At 71.3% G+C, this 13,185-nt stretch carries 10 protein-coding genes; 2 read left to right on the top strand and 8 right to left on the bottom strand.

Annotated elements, in window-relative coordinates:
* Nucleotides 1-252: 252 nt before the first annotated feature.
* Nucleotides 253-2,775, top strand: coding sequence for a TonB-dependent receptor domain-containing protein (locus ACSRUE_RS01985; protein ID WP_441289542.1), 2,523 nt, complete (start codon nt 253-255; stop codon nt 2,773-2,775).
* A 73-nt stretch (nt 2,776-2,848) separates the two neighbouring features.
* Here ACSRUE_RS01985 and ACSRUE_RS01990 read toward each other — a convergent pair whose 3' ends face one another.
* The 8 genes from ACSRUE_RS01990 to ACSRUE_RS02025 form a co-directional block, all read right to left on the bottom strand.
* A complete protein-coding gene (locus ACSRUE_RS01990) occupies nt 2,849-3,880 on the bottom strand; it encodes a sialate O-acetylesterase (protein WP_441289543.1) in 1,032 nt (343 codons plus the stop codon).
* 497 nt (nt 3,881-4,377) lie between these two features.
* Entirely contained in the window at nt 4,378-5,622 is a 1,245-nt protein-coding gene (locus ACSRUE_RS01995) for a molybdopterin molybdotransferase MoeA (RefSeq protein ID WP_441289544.1), read from the bottom strand.
* A 25-nt stretch (nt 5,623-5,647) separates the two neighbouring features.
* Nucleotides 5,648-6,232 carry a Uma2 family endonuclease gene (locus ACSRUE_RS02000; RefSeq protein ID WP_441289545.1) on the bottom strand — a complete coding sequence of 195 codons (585 nt, stop codon included), beginning with the start codon at nt 6,230-6,232 and terminating at the stop codon, nt 5,648-5,650.
* A gap of 77 nt (nt 6,233-6,309) precedes the next feature.
* Nucleotides 6,310-8,163 (bottom strand): DUF2330 domain-containing protein, encoded by a 1,854-nt coding sequence (locus tag ACSRUE_RS02005; RefSeq protein WP_441289546.1) that lies wholly within the window; start codon nt 8,161-8,163, stop codon nt 6,310-6,312.
* A 137-nt stretch (nt 8,164-8,300) separates the two neighbouring features.
* Entirely contained in the window at nt 8,301-9,386 is a 1,086-nt protein-coding gene (locus tag ACSRUE_RS02010; RefSeq protein ID WP_441289547.1) for an ABC transporter ATP-binding protein, read from the bottom strand.
* A gap of 109 nt (nt 9,387-9,495) precedes the next feature.
* Nucleotides 9,496-10,374, bottom strand: a complete 879-nt coding sequence (locus ACSRUE_RS02015) for an ABC transporter permease (protein WP_437762392.1) — start codon at nt 10,372-10,374, stop codon at nt 9,496-9,498.
* 13 nt (nt 10,375-10,387) lie between these two features.
* Nucleotides 10,388-11,482, bottom strand: a complete 1,095-nt coding sequence (locus ACSRUE_RS02020; RefSeq protein ID WP_441289548.1) for a polyamine ABC transporter substrate-binding protein — start codon at nt 11,480-11,482, stop codon at nt 10,388-10,390.
* 72 nt (nt 11,483-11,554) lie between these two features.
* Complete coding sequence (locus tag ACSRUE_RS02025) at nt 11,555-12,400, bottom strand: ABC transporter permease (RefSeq protein ID WP_437762394.1); 846 nt, start codon at nt 12,398-12,400, stop codon at nt 11,555-11,557.
* A gap of 333 nt (nt 12,401-12,733) precedes the next feature.
* On the opposite strand from ACSRUE_RS02025, the gene ACSRUE_RS02030 reads away from it, so the two are divergent.
* Entirely contained in the window at nt 12,734-13,183 is a 450-nt protein-coding gene (locus ACSRUE_RS02030; RefSeq protein ID WP_441289549.1) for a DUF2203 domain-containing protein, read from the top strand.
* Nucleotides 13,184-13,185: the final 2 nt, after the last annotated feature.

Raw genomic sequence — 13,185 nt, forward strand, 5'->3', positions numbered from 1 at the left:
TGTTCGAGCCGGTGAGGGAGAAGTGAGCGGTCGTTCGGCGTAGATCATGGCTGGAGCTGGCGGTCGACCTCCGGGACACCCCCGTCAGACGAGAGCGTTCCGATGCGACCGGTTCCCCGGGAAGCCCATCAAGACGCCGGCGCGAGCGCCGTTCACATGAAAATTATCATGATTTCGATTACTTGGCCGCCACGCTCTGCGGCGCATCGCCCCGCGCCGGTCCTCGCTGAGCGGCCCCTCCGCGGCGCGGCGATGCGCTTCCTCCGGCGATCCACGGCAGCCGCAGCGCTGCTCGCGAGCGCGCTCGCGCCGCGCCTCGCCGCCGCCGCGCCCGACACGCCGCTGCCCCACGCAAAGCCGCCTGCGGAGCCGTCCGGCGATGCGCCGCCCGCGGAGCCGTCCGGCGGTGCGCCGCCCGCGGAGCCGTCCGGCGGTGCGCCGCCCGCGGAGCCGTCCGGCGATGCGCCGCCCGCGAAGCCGTCCGGCGACGCGCCGACGGCGGCGCCGCCCCCCGATGCGCCGCCGGCGGCGCTCGTCCCACCAGCGCCGCTCACGCCGCTCGGCGCCGACTACCCAGCTGGGGCGCATGGTGACGCGACGGTCCGCCTCGTCCTCACGGTCAACGCGGACGGGACCGTCCGCTCCGCGGTCGCCGAGGATGGCGTGGAGCCGTTCGCATCGGCCGCCGTGGCCGCCGCAACGTCGTTCCGCTTTGCGCCGGCCACCAGGAGCGGCGCGCCGGTCGCCGCCAGGATCCGCGTCGAGGTCCGCTTCACCGAAGCCGCATCGCCCGCGCCGCCCGACGCCTCCGCAGCCGCGCCGCCCGGCGCCTCCGCGACCGCGCCGGAGCGCCCGGCCACGGCAGCCGGGCCGGCGCCGAGCGCGCCGCGCGCGATCGAGGTCACCGTGCACGGCGAGCAGCCGGCGCCCGGCGTCTCCAGCTTGAGCCGCGGCGAGGTCAGGATCATTCCCGGCGCGTTCGGCGACCCCTTCCGCGCCCTCGAGGTGCTCCCCGGGGTGACCCCCATCGTCTCGGGGCTGCCGTTCTTCTACGTTCGCGGCTCACCGCCGGGCAACGTCGGCTATTTCCTCGACGGCATCCGCGTCCCCTACCTCTATCACCTCGGGCTCGGGCCCTCCGTGGTCCATCCCGGCATCGTCGATCGCGTCGACCTCTACCCTGGCGGCTACCCCGCGCGTCACGGTCGGTACGCCGGCGGCATCGTCGCGGGCGAGACGACGCCGCCGCTCCCGTACTGGCACGGTGAGGGCATGCTGCGGCTCGTCGACGTGGGCGGGCTCGTCGAGGGCCCCTTCGCCGGAAACCGAGGGGCCGCGCTCGTGGGCGGCCGCTACTCGTACACGGCGTTGCTCCTCTCGCTCGCCGCCCCCGAGGTCGCGCTCGATTACTGGGATTACCAGGCCCGGCTGTCCTACGAGGTCGTCCCGGAAGGCCGGGTGAGCCTCTTCGCGTTCGGCGCCCACGACTTCCTCGCGAGCGAGGAAGACGGCGAGGAGACGACCCTCTTCGACACGACATTTCACCGGCTCGATCTCCGGTACGACCAGGCCTATGGCCAGGGCAGCGCGCTGCGCGGCGCGCTGACGCTCGGCCACGACGAGACGGGGATCGAGGACGGCCAGAAAGCGCTGACGCGGAGCCTCGGCGCGCGCCTCTCGCTCGCTCACCGGCTGCGCGACGAGACGATGATCCGCGCCGGCATCGACGCCGTGGTCGACGACAACGAGCTCGATCTCGGGACCGGCGTCGACGCCCCTCCGGGCGGCGTCGCGCCGGACGGTGACGACGACGTCCCCGCCGACGATTTCCTCTTTGGCCGCAGCCGCGTCGACCTCACGGTGGGCGGCTACATCGAGTCCGACATCGCGATCACCCCGCGCCTGCGCATCACTCCCGGGCTCCGGCTCGATCTCTACCACTCGGACGGCACGGTCGCGCTCGCCGTCGATCCGCGGCTCTCGGCGCGGCTCTCGCTCGGGCGGGGGGTGACGTTCGTGCAGGCGCACGGCATCGCCTCCCAGCTGCCGAGCTTCGTCGTCCCGATCCCCGGCGTCCGCCCGCGCCTCCAGGACGGCCTCCAGCGGAGCTTCCAGTCGAGCGCCGGCGTCGAGCTCGCGCTGCCGGAGGACATCACGGCCACGGTCTCGGTGTTCCACAACGCGTTCTTCAACATGACCGACGCGCTCGGCGCGCTGGGCCTCGAGTCGGCCGAGGACGCCTTCACGCTCCGCGCGCTCGGCGCCGCGACCGGCGTGGAGCTGTCGGCCCACCGGCGGCTCACGCGGCGCGTCGGCGGGTTCGCGTCGTACACGCTGTCGCGCTCCACGCGCAGCATCGGCCGAAGCCGGCAAGTGAGCTCGTTCGACAGGACCCACGTGGCGAACGTCGCGCTGACCTACGACCTCGGTCGCGGGTACAGGGCTGGCGGGCGCTTCGTGTTCTACTCCGGGCTCCCCCAGAGGATCGACGGCGCGACGCTCCCGCCGATCAGCGGCGTCCCCGGAGGCTCCGGATCCCTCGCCGGCGGAGCGGCGCGGTGGGAGCGGCTGCCGCCGTTCTTCCGCCTGGATGTCCGCCTGGAGAAGCGCTGGTCGATCGGGAAGTCGGGCTGGCTGGCGGTCGTCCTCGACGTGCTCAACACCACGTTATCGAAGGAGACCTTGCCGGGGAGGTGCGATGCGTTCTCGCCGTGCGAGCCGACGACGTTCGGGCCTGTCACCGTCCCGAACTTCGGCCTGGAGGGCGGGTTCTGACGCCCCGGAGGCGGGGCGCCCCAGGCTGGCGGCGGCCCGCGCCCGCTCCGGCGGGAGGAGAGGATGCCTCAGGTCACCACTTCAAGGCTTCGATCATCTTCTCACCATAACGCGTGCCCATGAGGACGACGGACGCATGATCGAAGTGGTACTGATCCATGACCTTGGTCCCCTCCTGAGAGACCCAGTATCCATCAGGCAGCATGTCGGCCGCCTGGCGCACGAGGTTGTTATGCGAGCTGCAACATCCGCCCGCAGGCAGCTCCCCGAGGATGAAGGGAACGTCGTAATCGACGCCCCAGGCTGCCTTCATCTCGTTATAGAGCTGAACGACCTTGCCGGGCCATGAGCTCTGGCCGGTGTCGGTCTCACCCTGGTGGAAGATGATGCCCGCGAAGCGCGCATTCTCGGCCGTCTTCGCCTTGGCGATCTTGTTCAAGATCGTCTGGTGATGTGAGCCACCGGAGATGAACGTGTTGATCGACTCACCGCTCTCAGCGGTACCGATCAACCCGATCGTATCCCCCTCACGCAGCTTTCCAAGCAGGGTCTTGCCGAACCAGATGCCTGGGTCGACCGACGTCGACAGGTTGATTCGCGATTCACCAGGGCAATCGCTGAGCGGCGGATTGGCCAAGTTCCACTGTCCGGCCGGCTGGTTGCACCCGCCGAGGACCTTGAGCCGCTGGTCGGAGTTCTGGTCGCTGGCCTGTTTGGGCGCAACGCCAGCCATGTTCGACTGGCCCATGAGCATGAAGATGTGGAACGTCGGAGTCGAGCTCGGCGCGCCGCCGGTGCCCGCCCCGCTGCTGTCCGATCCAGTCCCCGCGGTCGTGCTGCTCGTGGCGCCGCCGCCGGTCCCCGCGGTCGTGCTGCCCGCGGCGCCGCCCCCGGTCCCCGCGGTCGTGCTGCTCGCGGCGCCGCCTCCGGTCCCCGCGGTCGTGCTGCTCGCGGCGCCGCCTCCGGTCCCCGGACCGGTCCCTCCGGTGTTGTCGGTATCACCGGTCGCGCCGGGCGAAGAGGACTCGCCACAACCCGACGCAGCGAGCATGGCGAGCAATGGGAGGAGCAGGAATCTGGCAGTGCCTCGGAGTGTGCGGTTCATCTGGGTCATGGTCATTACCTCGTCGCGCCCGGTCGCGATCAGAACACAAGAGCGGAATTGGGGGGGGCCGGCCGTGCGATGCCAACAGGACGAACGTCGCCCGCAAAGCGCTCAGCGCCGAGGCCTACCCTATCGCATCTTGGGTGCCTGGCATCCAGGATTCGGCCCGGGATGGCGCGCGGAGGAGACCGCTGTCGATGGATTCTTTCATCATCGGCGGCGTTCGCTCTCCCTGCCCCTCGAGCGCGGACCGGCCCTCTCGGAACGAAGCGGTTTCATGGTCCCGGATCCCGGAATTTTGAAACGGACGCGCCGCGCTGGCAACGCAGGTGACTCATCACGAGGCAACCGCGTTGCCCTCGCACTTCCCCGCGATCGCGGGGAAGTGCGCCAAGTGCTCATCGACGTCGTTCGGACCACGCTCAGCACCTTGGTGAAGCACGCCAGCTCGACTTGCACGCGGCTCCGCCCGGCGGCAGACCCCGCCTCCCCTCGCCTCACGCGTCGTAGAGCAGCACCTCGACCTCGGCGCCCTCGCCGATCACCGCCTCCTCGGCCTGCACGATGACCACGCCGTCCGCGCGCGTCGTCGACGACAGGATGGACGCGCCGCTCGTCGCGATCGGAGACACCCGATCTCCCTCGACACGCACCCTCACGTAATCGACGCGCCCGGGCTGGGAGACGATCGCGCTCGCCACCACGCACCGCCGCCGCCGGTGCGGCCACGCGCGCGGCAGGCCGCCGAGGGCGCGGATCGACGGGCCGGCGAAGAACTCGTAGGCGCAGAGGCACGACACCGGGTTGCCCGGCAGCAGGAACACCGCCCGCCCCCCGGGCAAGAAGCCGAACCCGGCGGGCTTCGCGGGGCGCATCGCGACGCCGTGGACCACCACCTCACCCAGCTCCGCGAGGACGAGCGGCGCATGGTCCTCCGAGCCGACCGACGACCCGCCGGAGACCAGCACCACGTCCCCGCCCGCTGCATCGAGGGCGCTGCGCACCGCCTCGCGCCGGTCGGGGACGTACGTGACGGCCACGTCCGCCGCGCCGTCACGGCGCGCGAGCGCCGAGAGCACCAGGCTGTTCGTGTCGACGATGCACGCCCCGCTCGGCGCGCTCCCCGGCGGCAGGAGCTCGTCGCCCGTGATCAGGATCCGCACCGACGGCCTGCGCACCACGCGCACCTCGGCGACCCCGGTCGAGGCGAGCACGCCGACGTCCTGCGGGCGCAGCCGGCGCCCCGCCGGCACGACCTCGGCGCCCTCCAGCACGTCCTCGCCGATCGCCGCGACGTGCTTGCCGGACGGCACCGGCTCGCGCGCCCGCACGACCGCCGCCCCGTCGCGGCCCGCGCCCTCCTCCGCGCGCTCCGCCACCAGCACCGCGTCCGCCCCCTCCGGCACCGGCGCGCCGGTCGTGATCCGCACCGCCTCGCCCCGGCGGATCGCGCCCGCGTGCGGGCGCCCGGGGAGCGACGCGCCCACGAGCGCGAGCTCCACCGGCGCGGAAGCCGCCGCGCCGGCGGTCGCCTCGCCGAGCAGCGCATAGCCGTCCATCGCCGCGCGGACGAAGTGCGGCACGCTGATCCGCGCGCGCACGGGCTCCGCCGCCACCCGCCCGGCCGCCTCGCCGATCGGGGCCAGCTCGTCGGCGAGCCGCTGGATCCGCAGCTCCAGGATCTCGAGCGCGCGCTCGACCGCCGTGTGCTCGCGAAAACCCCGCATCCGGACGTCACGCATCGGCTCTCCGTGGAACGACGGCCGCTCAGACCGCCGCGGAGGCCTCGAGCGCGCCCCGGTACACCTCGTCCACATCGAGCAGGGCGTCGATCGACGCGAGCCGCGCGCGCTCGCCGGGCCCGGCCTCGTAGAGCGTCCACGTGCCGTCCTCGTTGCGCCGGAAGACCTCGATCCTCCGGTGCGCCTGGGAGACCAGGACGTACTCCCGCAGCGAGGGGATCCGGCGGTAGTGCGCGAACTTCTCTCCCCGATCGTACGCCTCCGAGGCGTCCGACAGCACCTCGACCAGCACCAGCGGGTTGACCACCGCGTCCTTGTCCTCGGGATCACGCGCGATCGGGCCGCAGACGACGCTCACGTCGGGGTAGGTGGCGAGGCCCGTGGCGCGCACGCGCACGCGGAGGTCGGACGAGAACACCTCGCAGGGGCGCCGGCCGAGCTGCGCGCCGAGCGCCACGGTCACCCGCGCCGCGAGCCGCGCGTGCTCCGGCGTGCCGCCGGCCATGTCGAAGACCTCGCCGCCGAGGAACTCGTGCTTGGTCGGGCTCGCCCGCTCCTGCTCGAGGTACTCGGCGTAGGTGAAGGAGAGCCGGCGGGCGGGCGCGTTCACGTCATGACCTCGCCCGGGAGTATGCCACGGGAACCGCCCCCCCGGTGCGCCCCCCTCCCGGAGCGCCGCCGCGCGGCCTACCGCCCGCCGCGCCCGCCGCCCTTCCGCGGCCGGCTCGCGCGCCGGAGGGGCGCGATCAGCGCGAACATCCCGAGCGCCATCACCGACAGCTTCGGCCCGCGCTTCTTCCGGGCGCTCGACTTCCGCTCGCCCGCGATCGAGCAGTCCTCCGACTCGGCGGAGTCGTCGGTGTCCCCGCTGCAGCCGTCGTCCTCCGCGTAGTACTCGTCCTCGGACTCGCTCGTGTCCCCGCTGCAGCCGTCGTCCTCCTCCGCGTAGTACTCGTCCTCGGACTCGCTCGTGTCTCCGCTGCAGCCGTCGTCCTCCGCGTAGTACTCGTCCTCGGACTCGCTCGTGTCCCCGCTGCAGCCGTCGTCCTCCGCGTAGTACTCGTCGTCGTCGGCGTCCTGCGGATCGACGTCGTCCACGACCACCGTATCGGCGGTGCCGGAGCAGCCGCAGCCCACGTCGGCGGCCGGCTCGTCGTAGTCATCGTCCGGCGGCGGGTTCCCGACGCCCGACGAGCCGCTGGCCGGGCCAAATCCGCCGCTGCCCGGCCCGCCGCCCAGGCCGTCGGGCCCGCCCACGCCCGACGAGCCGCCCGCGCCGCCCTCGCCGGAGCACTCGTCCACGAGGACGCGCCCGGCCCGCACGACGGGCGAGATCGCGGCGCCCTCCCCGAAGGTCAGCGGCCAGTCGGCCCCGGGCTGCCCGGCCGCGAGCCGGAGCGAGACGCGGGTCAGCCACACGGACGACGGCGCGAGCCCGGAGAGCCCCACCGCGAGGTCGTCGGCGGCCGGACCGCAGCGCAGGAGATCGGGATCGGTCTCGTCCCTCCGGGGCGCCTCCGCGCAGTCCAGCGCGCCGTCGACCACGCCGTGCGCGGCGCGCGGGCAGCTCGCGGCGACCTGGAGGCTCGACTCCAGCGCGGCCGCGGCGACCGCGGCGCACGTGCCCGGCGCATCGCCGATGTCGCCGTACGCGCTCGCGCGCGCGAAATACGCCTCGATCACGCTGTCCACGCTGTCGCTGCCCAGGGAGATGCGGCGGCTCAGCGCCTCGTGGCCCGCGCCCTCGACGAGCGCCCCGTGGAGCCCCGCCTGGCCGAGGGCCCCGGCGCGGAGCTCCGCATAATCGCTGCGCTGCGCGCTCGCGTCCCAGCGCAACGAGGCCGGCGGGAGCGTCACCGGCGTCACGCCCGAGAGCGCGCCCCGGCCGTCGCCGAGCAGCCACGCCGTCACCTGCACGTCGCCTGCGCCGGCCCCGGCCAGCGACAGCGGGAGGATCGGCTCGCCGCCGCCCATGGCGATGCGCAGCGTCCTCGTGACCGCCGCGCCGCCGGGAGCGTCGAAGCGGGCCGCCGCGAACCGCATCCCTTGCAGACCCCCGAGCTGCGCGGCCGCCTCGGAGGACAGCGCGAGCCCGGCCGACGCCGCCCAGCGCGCGACGGCGTCGGCGTCCTCGAGCACCGTCACCTCGATTGGCTCGAGCGTGGCCTCGTGGGCGAGCCGCCCGACCGTCTCGAAGGGGTTCGGCGCGCCCGCCTCCCCCGGGCAGTACGGGTCGACGCCCTGGGGCGGGAGCACCCGGGGCGCCGTCGCCGCCTCGAGCGCCTCGAACCACGCGTCCGAGCTCGTGTCGAGCGCGGCGAGCGGCGGCACCGGAACGACGACGGCCACCGGCCCGCTCGCGCCCTGGAACCGCAGGCTCGTCCAGAGCGTCGTGCGCTCCGGCCCGGCCGCGACGGCGACGCGCTGCTCGACCGACGCCTGTCCGGCGCCGGGCAGCCACGCCCCCGCGGCGAGGGCGTCGCCGGAGAGCGAGAGAAGGACCGAGGAAGAAAGAGCGACCGCAAGCGACCGTCGGGGCATGCAAGGCCGATTGGCAAGCAGCATGCCCTGCAGAGTACGCCTTGTTCGAGGCCGACTTCCACGCGGCCGCGTCCGGATGAGAACGGTGGTTCACGACGCCCCGGCGCCACAGGGGCGCGACGGCGGGCCGGCGAGGATCACCCCTCGTGGACGATCACGATGTCGTCGGGGTGGAGGTGGCAGAACACCCGGTCTCCGACGTGCAGCGCCGCCTGGCCGGAGCTCTCGTTGGCGACCACCGCCGTGAGCGCGAGGCCGGCGTCGGTCCGGAGGCGCAGCTGGTCGGTGGCGCCCTTGAACAGCTCGTCCTCGACGCGCGCCTCGAAGCGGTTCTCCGGCGCGCCCTGCGGCTCCCTGCGGAGCGCGATCTTCTCCGGCCGGATGGAGACAAGGGTGCTCCCGGCCCCGCCCGCCAGGTGCTCGGCGTTGACGAGGAGCTCGAGCCCCCCGTCGAGCTGGACCCGCGCCCGCTCGCCGCTCCGCGAGAGGACGGTCGCGCGGAGGATGTTGGCCTGGCCGATGAAGCTCGCGACGAACGTCGTCTTGGGGCGGTGGTAGATCTGCGATGCGTCGCCGAGCTGCTCGATCCGGCCCTTGTTGATCACGGCGATGCGGTCGCTCATGGTGAGCGCCTCTTCCTGGTCGTGGGTCACGAACACGAAGGTGATCCCCAGCTGCTTTTGCAGCGCCTTGAGCTCCACCTGCATGGCGTGCCGGAGCTTCGCGTCCAGCGCCGAGAGGGGCTCGTCGAGCAGCAGGACCTTCGGGCGGCACACGATGGCCCGCGCGAGCGCGACCCGCTGCCGCTGCCCGCCGGACAGCTGCGACGGCCTGCGCTGCTCCATGCCCCCGAGCGACACCAGCGCGACCGCGGCCCGGACCCGCTCGTCGATCTCCGCCCGGGGCACCTTCTTCATGCGCAGCCCGAAGCCGATGTTCTCCTGCACGGTCATGTGAGGGAACAGCGCGTAGCTCTGGAACACCTGGTTCACGTCCCGGCGGTACGGCGGCTCGTGCGTGACGTCCTTCCCCTCCAGCAAGACGGCGCCGCTCGACGGCGTCTCGAAGCCCGAGATCATCCGGAGCAGCGTCGTCTTGCCGCACCCCGAGGGGCCGAGGAGGGTGATGAACTCGCCCGCCCTGATCTGGAGATCGACCTCGCTCACGGCGTGGAAGGCGCCGAATCGCTTGGTGACCGCGCGGAGCTCGACCATCACATCCATCGATTCACCTCGGAGGGCCGGCAAAGCGCGCGGGGGAGGCGGAAGCGGCGGAAGCGGCGGAAGCGGCGTAGACGAGCGGCGCTGCGCCACCCCGCGCGACGGCGCCGCATCAGGCCTCCGGCTCCTTGCGCAGGCCGAGCAGGAAGAAGAGCGAGAACAGGAGCAGGAGCGCCATGCCGAGCGCGGCGCCGAAGGGCCAGTCGCGCGCCTGACCGAACTGGTTCTGGATGACGTTGCCGATCATCGGCACGCGCGATCCCCCCATGAGATCCGTGATCGCGAACATCCCGAGCGCCGGGATGAACACGAGCAGGACACCCGCGAGGATGCCCGGGCGGGTGAGCGGAATGATGACGTGCGAGAACGCGGACACGGGCCCCGCGCCGAGATCGAACGCCGCCTCGATCAGGGCGTTGTCGAGCTTCTCGACGCTCCCGTAGATGGGCAGGATCATGAACGGCAAATACGAGTAGACGAGGCCGATGACCACCGCCGTCGGCGTGTACATGATGTCGAGGGGGGTCGAGATGATCCGCAGGTAGAGGAGCAGCCCGTTGAGGAGCCCCTCCGACTTGAGGATCGACATCCACGCATAGGTCCGGATGAGGAAGCTCGTCCAGAACGGCACCATCACCAGCATGAGCAGCCGGTTCCGGACGCCCTCCCCCGCCCGCCCGATGAAGTACGCCACCGGATAGCCCGCGACGAGGCAGATCGCGGTGGTGATGGCGGCGTACTTGATCGAGCTCAGCAGGATCTTGAGGTAGGTCGGGTCGAAGACCCGGGCGTAGCTCGACAGCGAGAGCTCGAAGACCACCTGCCCGAGCTCGTCCCGCTCGCAGAAGCTGTAGACGAGCATGATCGCGGTGGGCGCCACGACGAAGGCGAAGAGCCAGAGCAGGAGCGGGGCGAGCAGCAGCCACCCGCGGACGCCCGGCCTCCGCCGGGCGCCCTGGAGCTCGACGACCTGCCCGGTGGCCGTGTTCATGACGCCCCGCCGCTCACTGCGACGCCTTGAGGTCGGTCACCAGCTTGTCCACGTCCGCGGCCACCTTGCCGATGTCGTGGAACGTCTCCATCCCCGCGAGCGGCGGGTAGCTCGCCGGGTTCGCGAGCTGCTCCGGCGTGAGCAGCTTGCGCGCCTCCGCGTTCGGGTTCGTGTAAGGGAACTTGTCCGAGATGAGCTTGCTGACCTCGGGGCGGAGGATGTAGTTCATGAACATCTCCGCGCCGATCTTGTTCTGGGCGCTGTCGGGGATCACCAGGCTGTCGATCGCCTTGTGCGTCCCCTCGAGCGGCAGGACGAACTGGAACTTGTCCTTGTCCTCCTGGTAGAGCAGGGCCGCCTCCCCGCTCCAGACGACGCCGATGTCGACGTCGCCGTTGAGCAGCGCCGTCTTCGGGCTGTCGGAGTCGAACACCTTCACGAGCTTGATCCACTCCGCCAGGGTCGGCTTGATCTTCGCGAGGCTCTCCGGCGTCACGTCGTTGACGTTCATCCCCATCGTCACCATGACCCAGGAGACCATCTCCCGGTTGTCGTTCAGGGCCACGATGCGCCCCTTGTACTTCGGCTGGAACACGTCCTTGAAGCCCTTCACGGGCTCCTTCACCTTCTGGGTGTTGACGACGATGCCCACGACGGTGGCCATCCACGGGACCGAGTACTTGAGCTCCGGGTCGTGCGGCTGGTTCCTGAACGCGGGCGCGATGTTCTTCAGGTTCGGGATGCGCGATGGATCGAGCAGCTGCAGCTTCTTCTGCCGGATGAGCGCCTCGACCGCGTACTCCGACGGCTGGATGAGGTCGTACCGGGTGCTCCCCGCGAGGAGCTTCGACAGCATCTCCTCGTTCGAGGCGAAGGTCTCGTAGTTGACCTTGATCCCCGTCTCCTTCGTGAAGCCGTCCAGGACCTCCTGCGGGACATACTCGGACCACCCGAAGAGGTTGAGCTCGTCGCCGGGCTTCGGCTCGGGCGCCGGGGCGCTCCCCGAGCCAGCCGCCTGCTGCGGCGCCGGGCTCTCCTTCTTCCCGCAGCCGAGGAGGCAGAGGAGCGGGACGAACATCAGTATCAAGAGCGCTGAGATGCGTTTCATTGGCCTTTTCCTTGTCTCGCCTGCGCCGGCGCAGGCCCCCGCGTTCGCGCCGCGCGCCGCTCCCCTTCAGCTTCAGCTCTCGTCGGGGAGCCGCCTCGCGGTGCCCTTCAGCGACTCGGCGATCACGACGAGCATCGCAGTCGCTACGATGAACACCGTCGAGATCGTGTTCAGCATCGGGTTCAGACCGACCTTCGCCATGCCGAACACCTTGATCGGCAAGGTCTCGGACTTGGGCCCGCGGGTGAAGTAGGTGACGATGAGCTCGTCCATCGACAGCGTGAACGACATCAGCGCACCGGAGATGATCGCGGGCAGAAGGTAAGGCACCATGATCAGGAAGAACGCCTTGAGCGGCGTCGCCCCGAGGTCCAGGGCGGCCTCCTCGAGCGACGGATCGAGCCCCGCGAGCCGCGCCTGGACGGCGATCAGCACGAACGGGAAACAGAAGGTGACGTGCGAGATGACGACCGTCGTGAAGCCGAGATCGAGCTCCACCGTCTTGAAGAAGATGAGCAGGCTGATCCCCATGATGATCTCCGGGATGATCATGGGAATGAAGATGAGCGTCGTGATCGACCGGAGCGCGGGGAACCTGTACCGGTAGAGCAGGAAGGCGCCCGCCGTGCCGAGGGCGACCGAGAACGCCGTCGTGATCGCGGCGATGATCACGCTGTTGCTCAGCGACTCGATGAGCGGCGACCGCCGCTCGTCGCCCAGGTGGGCGACGAGCTCATCGAAGAGCTGCCGATACCATTTGAAGGTGAACCCCTCCCACACCACGCTCATCCGCGAGTCGTTGAACGAGTAAGCGACGAGGAGCAGGATCGGCAGATACAGGTAGAGGAGGACGAGCCCGCTCCAGCCGCCAAGGAGCCAATTCGACAGCTTGATGCCCGACATCGTCCGGAGTCGCATGCGGCGGCCTCGCGATCCGACAGGATCGCCGCGCGAGCTTATCGCTTGCAGAACGCCGCGCGCAACACATTGCCGAGTGGAGAGGAAGGGCGCGACGCACGTGATCGCGGCCACGCTGGCTGTCGTTCGTGAGGACGCGCCGGCGCCGGCCGCACGCCCGCACGCAGACCCCACGCCCCACCGAGCGCGCCCTCGCCGCGCGCTGCATGCGGAGCGCGCGCTGCATGCGGCGGGCGCGGCGGCTCCTTCCGTAGAAGCCCTTGACACCGCACTCTCCTCCGCTTACCGGCCCTGCATGACCGGGTCGTCGCGCCGCCCTTCAGGTGAGGTCCCGTGAGCACTTCCCGCATCTGGACGATCGAAGAAGCAAACGCGCTCGTCCCGCGGCTCTCGTCGATGATCGGCCGGCAGCTCGCCCTGGCGAGCGACGTCGAGCGCTGCTGGCAGGAGCTCGTGCAGGCCGTGCAGCGCCCGGCCGCGACGCCGGATCAGCTCATCGAGATGGCGCGCAACGGCAACGAGCAGGCGCGGGCCCGCGAGCGCGAGCTCTCGGAGAAGATCGCCGCGTACGAGTCCGGGTGGCAGGAGATCGAGGAGCTCGGGGTCGTCGTGAAGGACCAGCGGATCGGCCTCTGCGACTTCTACGGGCGCCTCGACGGCGCCCTCGTCTGGCTCTGCTGGCGCTACGGCGAGCCGGCCGTGGAGCACTACCACGGGCTCGAGGCCGGCTACGCCGGGCGCAGGCCGATCAGCGCCGAGAGGCGCCGGCAGCTGCTCAACTGACG

Origin of the sequence: Sorangium sp. KYC3313 (genome assembly GCF_052075895.1) — a bacterium.
In the GTDB taxonomy this organism is placed as follows: Bacteria; Myxococcota_A; Polyangia; order Polyangiales; family Polyangiaceae; genus Sorangium; species Sorangium cellulosum_B.

What these genes read in the sequence shown, in the direction of transcription:
- ACSRUE_RS01995 (WP_441289544.1), bottom strand. Translation starts at nt 5,622, where the DNA reads ATGCGTGACGTCCGGATGCGGGGTTTTCGCGAGCACACGGCGGTCGAG.
- ACSRUE_RS02025 (WP_437762394.1), bottom strand. Translation starts at nt 12,400, where the DNA reads ATGCGACTCCGGACGATGTCGGGCATCAAGCTGTCGAATTGGCTCCTT.
- ACSRUE_RS01990 (WP_441289543.1), bottom strand. Translation starts at nt 3,880, where the DNA reads ATGAACCGCACACTCCGAGGCACTGCCAGATTCCTGCTCCTCCCATTG.
- ACSRUE_RS02015 (WP_437762392.1), bottom strand. Translation starts at nt 10,374, where the DNA reads ATGAACACGGCCACCGGGCAGGTCGTCGAGCTCCAGGGCGCCCGGCGG.
- ACSRUE_RS02005 (WP_441289546.1), bottom strand. Translation starts at nt 8,163, where the DNA reads ATGCCCCGACGGTCGCTTGCGGTCGCTCTTTCTTCCTCGGTCCTTCTC.
- ACSRUE_RS02010 (WP_441289547.1), bottom strand. Translation starts at nt 9,386, where the DNA reads ATGGATGTGATGGTCGAGCTCCGCGCGGTCACCAAGCGATTCGGCGCC.
- ACSRUE_RS02020 (WP_441289548.1), bottom strand. Translation starts at nt 11,482, where the DNA reads ATGAAACGCATCTCAGCGCTCTTGATACTGATGTTCGTCCCGCTCCTC.
- ACSRUE_RS01985 (WP_441289542.1), top strand. Translation starts at nt 253, where the DNA reads ATGCGCTTCCTCCGGCGATCCACGGCAGCCGCAGCGCTGCTCGCGAGC.